Raw genomic sequence first — 17655 nt, 5'->3', positions numbered from 1 at the left:
TTCACGAGCGGGACGCTCGCGTTAGCAATGCTCTTATTGGGATTTTGTACCTCTGAAATCAAAAATCGTTAATCAAAAATCTTAAATCATTTTAAATTGTCTATTAATTTGTAGACATTGAATTTAAAAGCCTTATTTTAAGTCATTTTCTTTCTTCCATTTTCTTATTCTAGCTCGAGCGTTTTTATATGGCGATGAGGTATTAAATTGTATCATTCTTCCCATTGTCCATTTTTCATACCATTCTCGTTCATAAAGCGTGTTGTTATCGTAGCTTTTAATCAAGGTTTGTAACTCGTCTACCGTTATATCTAAACTTTCTTGTAGCGTTATAAAATCCAAATCTTGATAATCGACATAAAACTTCTGGGCAAGTTTGCCTAATTCGTTCCATTTATAACCAGTTTCAGGAAAATCAACAGGTATATTATTGTTATTTTTGTGATGCCATTTTAAGACTAATTCTCCCCAACCTATTAAGTATGAAACTAAATTGTTTACACTCATCAGGGTATTTTTAGAATGACCTTCGAGTGTTTGCTGCGTTGTAAGTTCAATAGGAATTGTTTTTAAATCCTCTTGAAGTTTTGCGTACGTTATTTCAATTTCTTTTAGAAGTTCGGTTTTATTTTGTGGTACAGCCATTTTTAAAAATGTATTATAAAATCAATAGTTTTCCAGATGATAATTCCCATCGAAAAACCTCCTATTGTACCAGTTAAAAGTCTCATGAAGTTGCTATGATATTTTTGCAATGAGTTTTGAAAATACCAATCTGCAAGCATTAATGCTAAACCAATTATTGAAAAGTAAAAGGGCGGGAGGTAATAAAAAAAGTAACAAACTGCACAAAAAATATGTCCGATGCTTGCACCCAAACATCTTGCGCAAAAAGGCATATGTTTGTCATTAATTTTATAACACCTTTCGGGGATTCCGTGGCAGCCTAAAGTAAAATCGTCTAGTTTCATTTACCAGGTACGTTTACAATTTAAACAAGTCATTCTTATTTTATTCGATTTATGAGTGCCGCATAAAAGTCCTAATGGTCCAGCTAGAATTGCTCCACAACACGCTTTTTTTCCGCTAAAGCCTTTTTTATCTACATATACTTGTGTCGAATGACATTTTGGACATCTAATTTGGTTGTCTTGATTAATTGTATTCATGGTTTTTGTTTGGTTAATTTTTGATTTCTTGAATTAATTTTTGGTTTCAATTTCGAATATTTTTCTCCCGTTATCTCCTAAATAATGAAAAAGTAGTTTTTCATATATTTTATGACCATCATCGACATTAGTGAAAATGATTATTCCTTGTTTTGTTTTTGGGAGAAGAAAAAATATTGTTTGTACTCCTTGATCTGCGCCGCCATGAGATAAGGCTGTTTCTCCGTTTCCTAAGTCGTAGATAACTAAACCTAAACCATAATATTCTTTGGCTTTCATTTCGACTTGATTTGTTTTCATGTCGTCAAAGACTTTTTCGGATAATCCGTCACCATTCATAACACTAACCAAAAATTTTCCATAATCTTCTATGGTTGTCAATAGATCATCGGCTGCATTTGCGGTTTTTCTTTTCTCTGTTTCGTACGCATTTCCTTTAGGATCATATCCTATTGCAAAACGTGATTCGTCAGTTTTTGTATCCCAGATATAATTTGTATCGTTCATTTGCAATGGAGTAAATATTAATTCCTTTGCCAATTGATCTAGGGTTTTATTAAATTTTTTCTCTAACGCTTTTCTAAGATATTCAAATCCTTCGCCAGAGTATTTATATTTTGTTCCGGGTTCATACTCAAAACGTAGTTTTTTATCGGGATTGTTCCAACGCCAATTTGCAAATCCTGCTTGGTGACTTAAAATGAGTCTTGTTGTAATTTTTTTTGTTCTAGGATCGTTTGCAATATCTGGATCAATCCAATATTTATAAAGAGGTTCATCCAAATCCCATTTGCCTAAACTAACCAATTTTAGGGCAACCATTGCAGTGATTGGTTTGGTAAGTGAAGCAACATTAAATATAGTATTGTATGGCGCGGTTTTTCCTTTCTGGAGTTCGCCAAAAACTCTAATCTGTTGTAGTTTCCCATCATTGATTATTCCGAGTCCAAGAGCTGGAACATTATTTTCTTTGAGCCATTTTTCAATTTCGACATCATTATCAAAAAATGGGGTTTTGTATAAATCGGAATTTTTATCAACCTGAGCTGATAAAGTAAGCGATGCCAGAAAGAATAACAGTAATAAATAATGGTTGATTGTTTTGATTGTCATGATTGATGATTTTTTATATGACGTAATATGAATTCTTTTGTTACAAAAAATCATAAGACCTATTTTCTTACTGTTCAGACAATTTTATTTGAGTTTAATTCTTAACTGCCGATATCAATATAAAAATAGGTCTTCTTGCTTCGTCAATCATTTCTGGGTATTTTTCTTATATTTCTTCAGATGGTTTTGGTTCAGATATTTGTTTGATTGTAAAGTTGGCATTGATTAATGTATTTACAATAGTTTCAAAAGTTCTATGGTATTTAATTACTTCATGACCTAAAAATTGGGTGTGTCTTATCCCTTCATCCTGATAATTATCTATGGGCCAATGCAGGCGATTTCCGTTTGAGTCGGTAAACCAATCTTGTTCTGGGCGCGATGTAAATGCAGGATGTTCCATCGAGAAAACAAAGCTTCCGCCTTTTTTTAGGTACGTATTGATTTTATCAAAAATGTCTTTTAGATTTTTTACATAATGAAATGCGAGCGAACTAATTACAATATCAAATTCTTCGGGTTTAAAGCCGATATCTTCAATTGCGATTTGTCTGTAATCTATGGCTAAGTCTTTTGAATTCTCCTTAGCTTTTTCAATCATTTTTTGAGATAAATCAATACCAACCACTTTTTCAGCTCCTTGTTCTTTGGCATAAATGCAATGCCAGCCATATCCGCATCCCAGATCTAGAACATTTTTATCTTTAAATTCAGGTAGCATTTCACGTAAAACGTACCATTCGCCAGCAGCATTTAATCCTTCGGCAGAACGGGGCATTTTGCCATAATTATCAAAGAATGATTTGTCGTCGTATTTATTCTGTTTCATAAGTGGTATTTTTTTGTAGCTGAGGTTTTATGTATTTATACTTTTCTTAAAGTATATGTTACCAAATTTGCTACATTTTGGTGTGTATTATTATAAGGTTTGTCTTCGTGTTGAAAATTAAGTTTTTTTAAAATTGATACGGAACTAACATTATCCGAGGAAGGAAATGCGGTTATTATAACTGAGTTTATTTCTTCAAAAGCATGTTTTACAACTTCTCTTAAAGCTTCGGTCATGAATCCTTTTCCTTGATAATCTGGCAACATTTCGTAACCAATTTCGACAATTTTATTCTCAAAATCAAAATTCCAAAGACAAGCAGAACCTATTAAATCATTGTTTTCTTTTGTTGTGATTACCCAATAAATGCATTCGTTTTTGGCAACCATATTATTCATCCGGATAATATATGCTTGTGCTTTTTCTAAACTAGAGGAATTATCTCTGCCTACAAATGAGTTTACAACGGGATCGGAATGTAATTTATGAATGAGTTCGAAATCTTGATTTTCGAGACTCCTCAAAACTAATCTTTGAGTTTCGAGCCTTGGGAATTCAGTAAAATCTAATTTCATATCTATTTGGGTTTAAAAAGGAGTTGCCTCATTAAACGAAATTATGAAAATAAATTTAGACTTTGTGTTTATTATGATTGATCGTAAATCAGTGGAACTATTTATATTTTTCTATACCCAATTCTATAAATATGTTTTAGTAATTTTCTTTGTTCAAGATCTTCAAATAAATCTAACATATCTTTAAAAGGACTTTCAAAATGTTTGGTAAGATGCGTAAAATGCTTGGTAGTTTTAAGGAAATTATAGAAAAAATAAGGATCTAAATTTGCAATATGCTCTTTATGACCTAGAGAAACTTCTAGGGTTTGTCCAGTTATTGTGTTTTCAAACAGGCAATGTTCTCCATGAACATCATAATACCAATTATCAGATAATGTATTTTGATTGTTTAAGAAATCAGCATTTTCAATTTCGTAATAATCTCCGTTTTTTATGGCTTCAATTTCAGGTTGCTTTGTTTCTGTGATTACTTTATTAATTAGTTGTTCAGCTATAGTTTCAAATTCATCCATAGCATTTAGCAACTCAATTATTATTTCATTTTGAAGTGTTTTCATAATCAATTTTGTGAATGGCGTTTATTGTTTTCGAAAATTTATAAGGTTTATTTTCTCATCAAATCCATTCGGGTTATTTTTTGATTATTTACTTCAAAAATAACGACTTGTTCTGTTTTTTCATCACTTCCATTTCGACCACTTACATATTCGTGAACAATTACTTTGTTGTCAAAATTTATGGTTTTAATTATCTCGGCGTAGAGATTTGGTGAATTATCAAATAATGTAGTAAACATTTTTTCGCATTCCTTTATGCCATCGATAACTAATGTATTATCATTATGATTAAAGATTTTAATTTCATCACTATATAAGGGCATCATTTTCTTGATATCTCTATTGTTGAAAGCCAACATTTGATCATCAATAATTTGGTCTATTGTCATTTTTGGGGTATGCTTATTTGGTTGTTTTTTTATCTGGATTTTATTTATGAGGAATTTCGGCTCCACACCAAGTGCTAATATTTAGTGGATTAAAGTTTGGGCAGCTTTTCATGTCTTCTTTGGATATCGAAATAATATCTTCGGCATTTAGCCCTCCATTGTAATAATAATTATTGTAATCCTCACCATAGACCCAAATATCGCTGGTAGGATTTTGCATGGTTGTGGCATTAAATATGAGTAAGTTAGATTCTTTAGGTAAATGATAATTTTTATCAGAGATATATCCCCAAGCATTCATAAGAAATGAAGAAACAAACAATACGTAAAACATGATAAGCAATAAACTCCAAATTATAATTTTTTTGTATTTCATAGCGGTAGTTTTATTTAAAAATTAAAACATGATTTGGTGTTATTCCTATTCGCATTTGTTTTACAACTAAAAGTAATAATTAAAAGTAAGAATTGTAATGTTTTTTTTAATTATTCATAACGAATAATCATTTTATACTTTTTCTGTGTTGGGTTTTTTATAATGTAGATTATCTTATTTATCGAGGTTGTAGCACAGATTTCATCAGACACTAATCTGTGAATTAAGTAAATAGTGTCTTTCTTTATCTCTATATCTCCTTCATAAGTTCCACAAGCATTTACATCAATATATTTGGTCACATAAATAACGTCATCAAGATATTGTGTTTTAATAGGAGAGTCCATTTTGGATTGTAGTTTATACCATTCGTCATCGCCTAAATCTGCCATAAAATGAGAATTAAAGTAAATTAGGTTTTTATCCTGCTTACTATCTTCATGTTTGTTTTCTTCTCTGTTTTGGCATGAAATGATAAAGGGAACTAAAATATAAAATAAGTATTTCATGGACTTTTAAATTTTATAATGCGCTATGATTTTTAGAATGGAATGGCTTCAACTCTGGTTTTGAATTTCTTTTTCTCGATTACCCATAATATCACATAGCTACCAGCACCATCGCTATTTAAAGATTGTATATACAAGATATCATTTGCAGAGTCATAATTAACCATTGTTTCTTCCAGATTAGGCTCAAATGCATTCTTTAAAGCTGTTTCGGGTAAGCTAATTAAGATTTTATCAATTTCTATTTCAATTGATTTGTACTTTCTTTTAGGAATATTTCCATCTGTTCCAAATATAACCTGATCATCGATAGATTCTAGTATAGTTGGACTCTCGCTGTTGTATTTTAGTTTGTGATTTTTTGGATTGAATGCGATTTCGGCGACAGCCACTTTAACATTATTGTTCTCGAGTTTTATAATTCCATTTTTATTCTCTCGAACAGGTATTTTTGTGAAGTTTGTTAAATCGATTATTCGGTCTTTATAGACATATCCACCTAAGTTTTCTTTACTTTTTTTGTAGTCAATATTTGCCCAGTTACCATCGGGTTCATAATTATAAACGATGGCTCCATTATCTAATTTGTCTATTATTTTGTTTGATTTTCCAGCGGAGTTTCTAACGTTTACATAACCATCAGGGTCATTAATAATTCCGAATTGTGAGAAACTGATATTAAAGGCAAGTAAAAGGAGGGTACTGATTAATTTTTTCATGAGTTTCTTTGTAATTGTGCTTTGATAAAGAAACAAATATATAGGTTTTTTATTACGTTTTATAACCTTGAGGCATTTATTATTAAAGTTTATATGCTGTAAAATGTATTAATTTTAGCGAGAGACTAATAAAAGAATTTTGAAGAGAAGTATCTTAGAATCTTTTAAATCTCATTACGAGTGCTATTTTGATTTATTAAATGTTGTAGTAAGATTATCTACAAAAGCAGCAGTATATTGTCTTAAAGAATCTAAATCAGGATCAAGAATATTTATCTCAAGTCCTGTGGGTTTTTGGTTTTGGAATAGGAGCGAAGTGAATTCATTAAGTTAACCCTTTTTGAGCAAATTATGGTTAATTGTTTTCTCGCAAAGACGCAAAAGCGCAAAGATTTTAGGTGTAAACTTGGCGGCTTGGCGACTTTGCGTGAGATTTATTCGGTACAGTATTGCAGTTGTTTATCTTTACTTAATGACATTGCCCAAGGCCTCAGGATATATCCTGTAATAATTCAAATAGGATATAAGTTCCTTGCCCAGATTCTCCTTTTTCTTTTTCTGCGAAGCCTTTACTTTTGTAAAAGCTAACAGCAGATGTGTTTTTCTCTAAACATTTTAAAGTAACAGGAAAATTAGTTTTCTTAATTGCAGCATTTAGCAACTGAGTCCCTATGCCTTTGCCATGATATTTTTGATCTATATATAAATGGTGAATAAAATTATCAGGCATCCAGATAGAGATAAATCCAATTGTAATATCATCTAGAGTAGCAACCAGAATATATTCCCCATCAGTTTCGGTATCAAAATCTTGTAAATGAAATGTAGCCGAATCAATCCACGAAAATGTTGTTTGTCTTTCCTTTAAGAATATGTTTCTTAAAGAGTCAAGATGGTGTTTTCCGATTGCTACAATTTTCATCGTTGTGTATTATTGTACTTGGTTTTTACGTTTTTTTCTGATTTTACGAATGATGTATACAACACCTGTTATTAGGATGATAAATGGCCAAATTGAAAATAACCACAATAAGAAATCAACAATAGAAGTCCATCCTTCACTAATAGAATTTTTAATTCTTTCCGAGAATTTGTCCTGCTCTTGTGGCTTGTAGATATACTCTTTTTCTTTATATAAGGTTAAATTTAGGGTACTAAAAGATACCTGATCGTTAAGATACTTTAAGCGTCCTTCTTTGCTTTCTATTTCTTCTTCGATTACTCGAATGTTTTCTTCGATCTCAAGAATATCTTTTACTGTCGAGGCTCTGGAAAGTAATTCTTTATAGCGCTTTAAATATTCTCTTTTATTAGCCAAACGAGTTGTAATATCAACAAATTCCTCTGTTACATCTCTGGCTTGTATGCTTTTGCCAGTAAGTTCATCTTTTCCATTTTCGATACTAGAAATTAGTTTTTCAAAATTATCTGCAGGAACTCTTATTTTTAAATCGTATGAAATCGACTGATCATAATTTTGTAGATCTTCCGTTTCATAATAGCCATTAAGTTTTTTTAGTAATTCATCAATATTTTTTTTACTTGCAGTAATGTCATTTGTAGTAACCGTAACAGTTCCGTCTTTTATGATTTTTTTTTCTTTTACTACAGGCATAATAGTTTCTGGTTCAGTATTTTTGTCTTCAGATACTTCTTTTTTGTCTTTAGAATCAGTATCATCAGAGCTAGAACCAGCAGGTGGTGGTGGAGCACTCAATGCTACTATTTCATCACTATTAGTTTCATTTCTGTTAGAATTACAAGAAGATGCAATCAATAAAACAATTAGACTTAAAAAGAAAGATTTCATACAGGGTTCGTTTTAGGAGGATTAACTTTTTGGAATTAAGATATTACTTTGAATGTTTGCGCACTTATTTTAAATGACTATTTCGGCTCTAAAAACAACTACAGCATCTCCTTTTATCTGAATTAATGCAGGTTTGTTATCTTCAATCTTAACTTTAACATTTATAACTCCAAGACGGTCTATTTTTTCACCTTGTCTTCCGTTAAACTCAAATTTATCGGCATTAAAATCTACGATTTGGTTTTGTACCAAATAACCTCCAAGAGGTCCATTTGCATTACCTGTAACCGGGTCTTCGTTTATACCAATTCCTGGAGCAAACATTCTGCCGTAGGTTAGGAAATCTTTACTATCAGAGTCGAATGTAAAGACAAAATAGCCATTGCAATTAATTACTTTACTTAAGTCGGCTAGCGCATTGTAGTTTGGAGATAAAGTATTGAGTTTTGCTCTGCTTTTGATGCCAATCATAACTTTAGAATGTCCTGTAGAAGCTATTTGTATCGGACATTTTTCGTCCCAATCAGATTCTTCCAGTCCTAAAGCAGTTAGCATTTTGGTAGTTATATCTTTATCGAATGCAGGACAAAGTTCAAAGTTTCCTTGCGTCATTAGAACTTGATAATCTCCATTGTTTTTGATGATTTCAAAAGGAAGAATACCAATCTTGGTTTTGAATCTTAATACACAAGAATCTAAATTTTCTTCGATAGCTTTGGCATACATTGCAGCAATAGTAGCGTGTCCGCAAATAGGAACTTCGGTGCTTGGGGTAAAGTAACGTATTACACCATCGCAATCATTACTATCTGGTGGGAATAGAAAAGCGGTTTCAGAATTATTTAATTCTCTTGCAATTTGTTGCATTTCGTAATCATCCAAACCGTTTGCATTAACAACGACTCCGGCAGGATTTCCTTTAAATTTTTCTTTGGTAAAAGAATCAATTTGGTAGGTAATTAGTTTTTTCATTTATTAAACTTTCGTGTTGAGACACACAGCAGTGCGTCTCAACATATCTTTATTGCAATTATTTTTTTCGACCAACAAATCGTATTACAGAACCTTTCCCATTATGGAAAAGACCTTCGTTTAACTCGATTTCTTTTTCGACTAATTCGATGATTTCATAATCTGGGAAGTCTGATTGTATTTCCTCAATAGAGAACAACATATCCAATTCTTTTGGTCCGCCAATTTTTTCGTTTTTAGAGTTGTATTCGATATGTTTTTTGCTAAAAGCTTCAAAAATTATTAAACCACCTTTACGCAAAAACGTATTAAGAATTTTATGATATGATGATTTAATATCACCCGGAAAATGTGCATAAATTAATGCAATTGCATCAAATTGTTCTGGCGTATAATTCAGCGTTTGCAATTCGCCAACCTGATAGTCGATTGTTACTTTATTAGCTTCGGCAAGTCGTAAGGCTTTGTTTTTTCCTTCGCTGCTTATATCAAATGCCGAAACTTTCCAACCTAGTTTGGCTGCAAAAATAGCATTACGTCCTTCGCCTTCGGCAGGAAAAAGAATTGTTCCGGTATTAAGTTTTTCTAATTGTTCTTTTAAATAATTATTAGGTTGTTCGCCATAAGCAAACTCATCTGTGCTATATCTGTCATTCCATCTTTCAGTCCAAGTGTCATTCATGTTTTCGTATGATTTAGTGTTTAAATAGAAATATTTTTTACTAAACGAAAATACGAATTTAAAAAGGGAATTTAGTTGAATTTTTAAACTTGTTGAACCTCTGTTATCTTTTTTTATAGTTAGTTAAATCCAGGATACATTGTTCGCGGATTTTCCAAATGTCTTCCAATTCTAATTTTATATCTTCATTTTCGTTAAGCCAATCTTGAAGATGTTTTCTGTGAAATTCGACTTTATAATTTGAAATTTGATTTGGTAGCATTTCAATTTCTATAATTAAGTCACTTTCAAAATCAGATGGTTTAGAGTTGGGGTTTGTAAAGTCGAAGATTTTGTTTTCAAATTTTAAATAATTATGAGCTTCTGGAATAAAATTAAGATTGTTTTTCTGTAATGTTTCAGAAATCTCAATGGTGTTTTTAGAATTCATTTTAAAAATACCAAGAATTAATTTTATTTGGCTGAATCCATTTTCATCAGCAAGTTTTTTTAGTAATGCATGTTTTGTACTGCAAGTTCCACAATTATCAATAAATACTGTTTTTAAATCATTTTTATTCTGATTCCTTCCATAATTTAGATTTGCAATGAAGCGGATTGCATCATTAAATGTAGAAATATTGATATTTAAAAATTCATCAGAGATTTCTCCATGAGGTTGAATTTTAAAATTTGGTAAGTTGGTCATGAATTTTTGAATTTATTATTTACTGTGGAAGAAAACTGGGAACCGAGTTTTACTAAACGAAAATACGAATTTAAAAAAAAGAGTTTTAGATTTTATCAATCGATGTTAAGGTTGATTTTGCTATTTGTATTTAAGAAAAATCAATAGAATCCTTATTTGATAAAGTTTTCTACATTCGGAATTTTCTCTAAGGATTTAGTGTTTTCTTTAAGGATTTGAGTGGCTGCTTCGTTTATTTTTTTAGCAGAAATAGATTTCCATTTATCTAAATCTTTTTCAAAGTCAGTATTAAATAAAGATTTGGATAAATCTCTTATAACGCAATAAGCAGCAATAGAATGCCCGTTTTGGCTATCGTAATTACCATTATTAATAAAAAACTGTATTCTTTTATAAAGTCCTTCTTCAGAGTAAAGCGATAGTTCTGTTAATTTTGCTCTGTATTCTAAATCAGCAGATCCAACGCCTTTTAGTTTTGGAAATAATTGATAATCGGCAAAATGTCTGCCTTCGTGACCAATATAACTTACTCTAAATGTTTCAGATTTTAAATCGTATGCTTTTTTTACACAAAATAAGGCTTCATGTGTTGCCCAACCAGCAGGATAATAGCGACCTAAAGTTGCATATTCGCTCCAACCTAATGTTATAAAATCATCCATAAAATAGATTTTTATTGCAGTTTCCTTTCCATCATAATTGAGTTTATAAACGGTGTCTTTTTCGGTTTTCCAAACTAATAAATCATATAATCCTCCAGTTTTTCCAAACCCTGTAGTATGGTAACCTAAATCTGTGATATACTTTTTTTGGTACACATTTATGCTGTCTTCATTAAGAGTTAGGTTTTTTGCAGGAGGGAAATTTGCTTTAAGAAAATGAGATACATTTTTCATAATTAAGCTGTCGTTTTTCTTCTCTTTGTTTAAAAAAGACAATCGCCAGTAATCTCTGTAAATTTGTAATAACTGATTAATTTTTGATTTTCGGGTTTCCAAAAAATCACTTTTATCTGCTGCAAATTTGAATCGGTTTTCAAAATCTGTTTTGAATTTTAAATCTTTTGAAGTTATTTTTTTAGAAGAATCAAATTCTAGTAATGGCAAAGCCGATTTAGGATCTCCATCTAATGCAAGTGCACAAATTTTGGTGTAATCTAATTTTATACTGTCGTTTTGATTGGTCTGGGAATTTATTCTTGAAAATGAGAATAAATTTAAAATTACGAATGCAACTAGTTTTAAGGTTCTCATGATAAAATTTTTATAAATAAAACATTCCGTTGGTTTTATTTTATAGACATTTATTTTCTGAGTTTGTTACAGTTCTTATTTTGTGTGTTTTACGATAAAAAATATTAGTTTTCTAATTTGAGATAGTTGTAATCAAAACTAATCGTAACTTTCTTAAACTGACCAATTATATCTTGTCCGATATTACCATAATTTACTTTTCCATATACGCCATAATCAGTTTTATCAACCTGAAGTTTGGGTAGGCTTATTTGATTTTTTCCTAATCGAATATATTGGTCTTTTAATTCCAAAACCTCAGATGTAACTTCTTGTCCGCCTGCACTAGCTGTTTTTTCTGAAACCAATGTACCATTTTTGTCTAAATAAGATTTAAATAATTCGTAGAAAGATTTATTAAAGGAACTCGTTTTTGCTCCGCTATCAAAATTAAAAGGAAGCGTTTTACCTTTAAAATTAAGCATTACGATGGCACGAAGTTCGTTGATAAATAAGTTTTTATTGTTGTTATTAATTGTTTTGTTTTTAGAAAAACTCAGACTATTTTCCTCAATTGTAACAGTTCCAAGTTCTTTGATAATAGGAAATCCTATAATACCATTTATTATATATTTACCATTGGCAAATGTAAATGCTGTATCTGGATAAACTAAAAATACTGCATTATGAATTGTTATATTTCCGATGTTTAAAACTGGTGCAATACCCATAAGCACTTTGTTTTTAACGCCAGTAAAGCTCATAACCTCAATATTATTATCTGGTAAGATGATGAAGCCTAGTTTCTTTGCTAAACTTTCTGTAATGCAGCTAATACCTGCTCCGGTATCAAAAACAAAATCTGTATCTATCGTATTTGCGGAGATATTAGTGGTAATTAAACCAGCTTTGTCTTTTTTGGTCGCCACAGAAATATTAGAGAAAGAATCGATTAGTTGCGGTTTTTGCAATTTTAATACTTCCCAAATGCGTCGCGTATTTAATTCGTCATCGAGTTCCTCTTTGGTATATTTTTCCGAAAAAGTAGTGGTTAAAATACCTGATGTTTTAAAAGCATTTGCATAATCAAATAGCTTTATGTAGTTGTCGTTCTTTAATTTATAATATCTAAATTCTTTGGTAACTAGATTTTGCTTTAAGCTATCTAAATATAAATTTGATACGCTGGGTTTATTACAAACGTTGGCAAATAATGCTTTATAAAAATAATATTCTCTTGTCTTAATTCTATTATTTAAGCTATCCATTTTTACAAATTGATGTTGCTCGCTGAGACTTTTAAGCAGATTCTCCGTTTTAATTTGCGAAAAGGCAACTCCAGTTTCTAATAATAGTACCGTAAAGATTATAAGTTTTTTCATTTTTATAGAATTGACAATGTTGTCGAAATTATATTATTTAACCTGTTGAGAATAATTAGTTTTAACATATAGAAACATCTGTGGGAATCGGTTTTTATTCGGTCAATATTTCTCTTTCTTGATTTCTATAAAGAAGTAAAAATAATCCCAATGCAAACAGAATGCAACTTAGCACCATATAAGTTCCGTTTTTTAATATAAAGAAAGAAAATCCTACTGCGGGCGCTCCAATTATTACCATTAGGGCGCTAATGGTATTTGTTTTAATAAAATTAAGTGCGTGTGCTGCTAACCCAACAAAAAGTAACGATGGACCTATAATAACAAAAGGATATAAAATAGATGGCGTATTACTTATCTGATTACTTAGTTCCGTTTTTGCGATTTCGTCGTTTCCAAAACTCCACATGATAAAATCTATCGTACAAAGACCAATATGACCTATAACTCCTAAAATCGTTAAAAAAGAAGCTACTGTATTAAGTTTATTCTTTGGAAATACATCATTAAAAGAAAGCAACAATACAGCTCCAATTAAATTAAACCAATGCGCAAAATCTATAGGTTTTTGAAAATAAGCTAGTTTAGAACCTTGTGAAAACATGATATAACTAAGAACAAAAAATAGTAATCCGAGTAAGCAAACACTTTTTGGTTTCATAACATTATTTTTTGATTGAAGATGATTGGTTTATAATGATAGACGGTTGTTTTTATAATTTGTTACAAATCAGGTTTTTGGGTTGATTGTTTTAATAACCATTTTTTTGGTTCATAAACGGACTATCAAAATTGATCCACTTTGTTGTATTTAATGAAGTTCCATCAGTATTCATAGGTGTGAATCTGACTTTATATTTTCCGCGGTTAGTAAAAGTAAATGCTCCAGCACACATTCCGTGTCCTACATTAAGTTGTTTTTCCCATTCATTAATATAAAATACAGTTTTTTTGTTTGTGGCAAGATCAACCATTTCTGTTTTGTACCAAATTTCAGAATTAGATTTATTGACAACATTAAAGATTACATTTGCCGAAGGACCACAACCATATTCTCTAACTTCAGTTTTTTGATACTTTATACCCAGTTTTTGGTTTAATGGTTCAGCTGATTTTTTGTTTGTTGTTTTCCAGTAAATTTTCCCTTTTTGGTCTGTTTCAGTATTCCATTGCGTCATTTCTTCTGTCTCGATATCGGTTTGTTCGGAGTATTTTAAGAAATAAATGGTATTAGGTTTTAATTCTTCTGCTGGTTTAAAAACGGCTTGCGTCAGACTCATTTGACCTTTTAATATCTCAACAAGATTAAGTTTTACTAATTCACCTTTCTTACTTTGCAGATAAACCTTTCGATTTTTGAAACTATTAATTGTTTTTTCATTCATGGAATATCCTTGTATGATAAACATCGAATTTAAACTTATGTTTGTTTTCTTAGGGAAAAATTGCATTCCGCCACTTCCACATTCGGCTTGAGCAGAATTTAATCCGATTGCAAAGAAAAAAAGTAGAATGAGTTTTTTCATAATGAGGTTTTAAGTTTTTGATAAGTATTATTTCGTCAATTCGACAAACTTAGCGTTTGACCACAAATTTTGTAGTTCTGGAAATTGTTTCGCATCATTTTTTAGTTCAGGCTCTATATCAAATGTAATTTTCAAGAACTCTAAACTTTCATCAATCTTGTTTTGCAGATTTTTCATGATTGCTATTTGATAATAGTTCCAAGAAAATTCCTGAATTTTATTTAGATCATCAAATAATATAATAGCTTTATCATATTCTCTAATTCCTTTTAGATATAATCCTTTACAATAATCTAACTGATATGTTGCATCTTCCTTAATATCTTGTTTAAAAGTATCGAATTCTTTTAGCGCATCATCTTTTGATAATCTTGCAAATACATCTAGCAATAATTGTGTGGCAATGCTTTCGCGATGATAATCAGAAAATAACTTTTTGATGGATTCTATTGCACTACGAATATCATTTTCTTTTACGTAAAATTGAATTATATAAATTAATGCATTTGGATTTTCGGGGTCATTTTTTAATATAGTTTTCACAGTATCAATAAATTCACTTTCGTTAGATTCATTCATGATCTCACATAGTAAATCCATTTTGTTTTCTAAAATCACTAAATTATTAGGTTCTATTTGAAGTGCTTTATTGTAAAAAAATAAAGCTTTTTCATTATCATCTTTTTTATAATAAAGAGTTCCTTTATTGGCATAAGCTAAAGTTGCTTTTTCGTCTAGGGCTATTGCTTTATCAAAAAGTTCTAGTGCATTGTCTAAATCTCCTCTGTCCATTTGATAGGCTCCATAGCCAATGTATTTATCAACTTGATCAGGTTCGATGTTCTCTTTTGTATGTTCTGCGTTTGGAATTATTTTGATTTCAGAAATTAATCCTGAGTCTAAATCTTGCTGAAAAGCATTAACCATATCAGCATTTAGTTTTTTTAATTTCGATATAATTTCATTAACCTGATTATGATTTAATCCTTCCTGTAAAAGATTTTGTTCTACAGCTTCATAACTATGTTTGTTTTGGAAATATGCTTTTTGAGCAAAATCTAAAATCTCAGATTGGTAACTTTCTTCGTAAAATTTCTTTTCGTCGATTCCTGTTATTTGTTCTGGTTTTGTGACTTTCTCTTTCTTTATAAATTGATTGGTTTTGTCTATTATATAATCAATTTGGTCATCATTTAGACCGATTTTTTTAAGTTCATATTTTGCAACATTTGGATTCAGATTGTTTTCCTCAAGCTTCCATAATGCCAACGCACAAATTTCATGTTGAAATTGTTCGGAATAAAATTTAGAATTTTCAATTCCTTTGTTTTCTTTTTTAAAAAAGTCAAATAAACCCATAATAGTTTTTTTAGATTATTGTCAATTTATATCAATTGGATGGGATTAGCGAAAAATTTTATAATCCGTATTCAATTTTTTAATCATTTCTTTTAGTTACTCTTTGTTCTTTGGATTTTAAAGAGTTACTCATAATCAATCCAATTATAAAACCGCTGATAAGACCTCCGATATGTGCTGCATTATCAATTCCTCCTGTAAGTCCCATTACTAGATTATATCCTATAAAGATGAGTGTTGTAACCAAAAAAATGTTGTTGATTTGAGGAGGGAAGACTTTGGTCAATAACAAACTTAGGAATAATCCATAAAGTCCAAAAATCGCACCCGAAGCACCTACGCTTATTGTTGCATCGTGCCACCATATACTGGCTAAACTGGCAATTGTTCCTGTAATGAGGTAAATTGTTAGGTATTTCTCTCGTCCTAATAGGGGTTCGAGAAACAATCCGACAAATAAAAGTCCAAACATATTCGATAGCAAATGCATGAAACCTCCATGAAGAAAAACACTTGTAATAAGTCGCCACCATTGACCATTGGCTGTATAAGGTTGGTAGTTTGCGCCCCAGTTTAATAAGTCCTGACCTCCAAACGATACAAAACCTAATCCGGATAGAAACATCACTAGAAAGATTGCAATATTTAGGTATATTAAAATTGGTGTGACAAAATAGCCTTCTCTAGGTTTTATAAATTCGAGGAATTCTTTTAAATCTTTGTTTTCTTGAGGTTTTCCGCTTTCTAGGTTCTTTAATTCTCTTGGGTTAAATTTTGGAATTAAAATTGCAATTAGTGATATGACTATTCCTCCTAATAATGTGCAGATAAACCATAGAAAAGAATTTCCATTTCTATTTTCAAATGGTTCTTTGCTAGCAATAAAAATAGTTGAATCTGTAGTATTTAATTTGGTAGAATTCTTTAAAGCTTCTTTATAACCATCACCACTATCAGAGTTACCAACTCTCTCCAGATATACAAAATCATTTAAATCTGTTTTATTAAATTCGGTTTCACTAAAGTTTGCAAAGGTTTGGTATTCGCTTTCTTTTCTAGACTGGCTAAGACTATTACTAACCTGATTATGGTATCTTACTCCTAACCAATACTTACAACTAGAGGCGTTTGATGCGTCGTATTTTTTATCAAAAACAGGAACAACAACATATAAGTACATGTTAAAATTGGTATCGTTTTTACCACTAAGCTCAAACAAAGTGTGAGAGCAAGCCTTAGATTTGTCTATGAACAATCTGTTTATTTTATAATACTTTGTTTGTTCTTGTTTAGAAATTGCAGAAACATTCTCGACCTGAGTTAATTTTCCTGTTGCTGTTTTAAGATAGTCTTGAGCAATTATTGTTGGAACCGAAATGGAAAGCCAAACAATAAATATATAAAAATCGGTATAAGTTTTTCCGTTTTTCGCTTTTAGGTTTAAAATGCTTAATCTCTTGTGTAAATAAAATATGATCGGTATTATAGGAAACATCAATGGAATTACAAAATTGACTATCGTTTCTTTGACTGAAAAGAGTTGTAATTTGATTAAAATCAGCCAGTTTAAAAAAGTATAAATAATACAAAAGCCTAGCGTTGTGATTAAAAATGGAACAAAAATTAATTTAAGCTTCTTGGTAAGATTAGAATTCATATTTGGTTATATCTATTTATAAGGTGCGTGTTTTTCTATCAAAAGTCTTGATTAATTTATTGTTTATATTGACAACAAAAGACTTTTATTAAGTGACTAATATATAGT

Annotated in this window: 21 protein-coding genes and 1 pseudogene; all 22 read right to left on the bottom strand. The window is 30.6% G+C overall.

Annotated elements, in window-relative coordinates; translation table 11 throughout:
• Positions 1-132: 132 nt before the first annotated feature.
• The 22 genes and pseudogenes from IW20_RS19705 to IW20_RS19600 all read right to left on the bottom strand — a co-directional run bounded on the left by IW20_RS19705 (position 133) and on the right by IW20_RS19600 (position 17547).
• On the bottom strand, positions 133-645 hold the full coding sequence (locus IW20_RS19705; RefSeq protein WP_035626476.1) for a ClbS/DfsB family four-helix bundle protein: 513 nt from the start codon (positions 643-645) through the stop codon (positions 133-135).
• A gap of 2 nt (positions 646-647) precedes the next feature.
• Complete coding sequence (locus IW20_RS19700) at positions 648-971, bottom strand: DUF2085 domain-containing protein (protein WP_035626473.1); 324 nt, start codon at positions 969-971, stop codon at positions 648-650.
• Positions 972-1169 (bottom strand): hypothetical protein, encoded by a 198-nt coding sequence (locus tag IW20_RS26140; RefSeq protein WP_123869470.1) that lies wholly within the window; start codon positions 1167-1169, stop codon positions 972-974. It abuts the gene before it with no gap.
• Between the two features lie 33 nt (positions 1170-1202).
• Positions 1203-2174: pseudogene (locus IW20_RS19690) on the bottom strand (serine hydrolase domain-containing protein); the annotation flags it as partial.
• Positions 2175-2448: 274 nt separating this feature from the next.
• Positions 2449-3111: a class I SAM-dependent methyltransferase gene (locus IW20_RS19685; protein ID WP_240478517.1), complete on the bottom strand. Its 663-nt coding sequence runs from the start codon at positions 3109-3111 to the stop codon at positions 2449-2451.
• A gap of 35 nt (positions 3112-3146) precedes the next feature.
• A complete protein-coding gene (locus IW20_RS19680) occupies positions 3147-3686 on the bottom strand; it encodes a GNAT family N-acetyltransferase (RefSeq protein WP_051886014.1) in 540 nt (179 codons plus the stop codon).
• A 101-nt stretch (positions 3687-3787) separates the two neighbouring features.
• Complete coding sequence (locus IW20_RS19675) at positions 3788-4246, bottom strand: DUF6896 domain-containing protein (protein WP_035626470.1); 459 nt, start codon at positions 4244-4246, stop codon at positions 3788-3790.
• Positions 4247-4293: 47 nt separating this feature from the next.
• Entirely contained in the window at positions 4294-4635 is a 342-nt protein-coding gene (locus IW20_RS19670; RefSeq protein WP_123869472.1) for a nuclear transport factor 2 family protein, read from the bottom strand.
• 40 nt (positions 4636-4675) lie between these two features.
• Complete coding sequence (locus IW20_RS19665) at positions 4676-5011, bottom strand: hypothetical protein (protein WP_035626466.1); 336 nt, start codon at positions 5009-5011, stop codon at positions 4676-4678.
• A 110-nt stretch (positions 5012-5121) separates the two neighbouring features.
• Positions 5122-5520, bottom strand: a complete 399-nt coding sequence (locus IW20_RS19660) for a hypothetical protein (RefSeq protein WP_035626464.1) — start codon at positions 5518-5520, stop codon at positions 5122-5124.
• Between the two features lie 32 nt (positions 5521-5552).
• Positions 5553-6239: an SH3 domain-containing protein gene (locus IW20_RS19655; protein ID WP_035626461.1), complete on the bottom strand. Its 687-nt coding sequence runs from the start codon at positions 6237-6239 to the stop codon at positions 5553-5555.
• Positions 6240-6729: 490 nt separating this feature from the next.
• The gene (locus IW20_RS19650; protein ID WP_035626458.1) at positions 6730-7161 is read right to left on the bottom strand and encodes a GNAT family N-acetyltransferase; all 432 of its coding nucleotides are present in this window, start codon (positions 7159-7161) and stop codon (positions 6730-6732) included.
• 9 nt (positions 7162-7170) lie between these two features.
• Positions 7171-8049, bottom strand: coding sequence for a DUF4349 domain-containing protein (locus IW20_RS19645; protein WP_035626455.1), 879 nt, complete (start codon positions 8047-8049; stop codon positions 7171-7173).
• 69 nt (positions 8050-8118) lie between these two features.
• Complete coding sequence (locus tag IW20_RS19640; RefSeq protein ID WP_035626453.1) at positions 8119-9021, bottom strand: PhzF family isomerase; 903 nt, start codon at positions 9019-9021, stop codon at positions 8119-8121.
• A 58-nt stretch (positions 9022-9079) separates the two neighbouring features.
• The gene (locus tag IW20_RS19635) at positions 9080-9703 is read right to left on the bottom strand and encodes a class I SAM-dependent methyltransferase (protein ID WP_035626451.1); all 624 of its coding nucleotides are present in this window, start codon (positions 9701-9703) and stop codon (positions 9080-9082) included.
• Positions 9704-9806: 103 nt separating this feature from the next.
• Positions 9807-10391: a hypothetical protein gene (locus IW20_RS19630; RefSeq protein WP_035626448.1), complete on the bottom strand. Its 585-nt coding sequence runs from the start codon at positions 10389-10391 to the stop codon at positions 9807-9809.
• A 152-nt stretch (positions 10392-10543) separates the two neighbouring features.
• Entirely contained in the window at positions 10544-11644 is a 1101-nt protein-coding gene (locus IW20_RS19625; protein ID WP_035626445.1) for a hypothetical protein, read from the bottom strand.
• Positions 11645-11748: 104 nt separating this feature from the next.
• Entirely contained in the window at positions 11749-13005 is a 1257-nt protein-coding gene (locus tag IW20_RS19620; protein WP_035626442.1) for a retropepsin-like aspartic protease, read from the bottom strand.
• A gap of 94 nt (positions 13006-13099) precedes the next feature.
• A complete protein-coding gene (locus IW20_RS19615) occupies positions 13100-13666 on the bottom strand; it encodes a hypothetical protein (RefSeq protein WP_035626439.1) in 567 nt (188 codons plus the stop codon).
• A gap of 91 nt (positions 13667-13757) precedes the next feature.
• Positions 13758-14531: a hypothetical protein gene (locus IW20_RS19610; protein WP_035626437.1), complete on the bottom strand. Its 774-nt coding sequence runs from the start codon at positions 14529-14531 to the stop codon at positions 13758-13760.
• A 27-nt stretch (positions 14532-14558) separates the two neighbouring features.
• Positions 14559-15890, bottom strand: coding sequence for a tetratricopeptide repeat protein (locus IW20_RS19605; RefSeq protein ID WP_035626435.1), 1332 nt, complete (start codon positions 15888-15890; stop codon positions 14559-14561).
• 79 nt (positions 15891-15969) lie between these two features.
• Positions 15970-17547: a rhomboid family intramembrane serine protease gene (locus IW20_RS19600; protein WP_035626569.1), complete on the bottom strand. Its 1578-nt coding sequence runs from the start codon at positions 17545-17547 to the stop codon at positions 15970-15972.
• Positions 17548-17655: the final 108 nt, after the last annotated feature.

It is taken from the genome of Flavobacterium hydatis (assembly GCF_000737695.1).
Taxonomy (GTDB): domain Bacteria; phylum Bacteroidota; class Bacteroidia; order Flavobacteriales; family Flavobacteriaceae; genus Flavobacterium; species Flavobacterium hydatis.
This window is presented reverse-complemented; position numbering and strand designations above follow the sequence as displayed.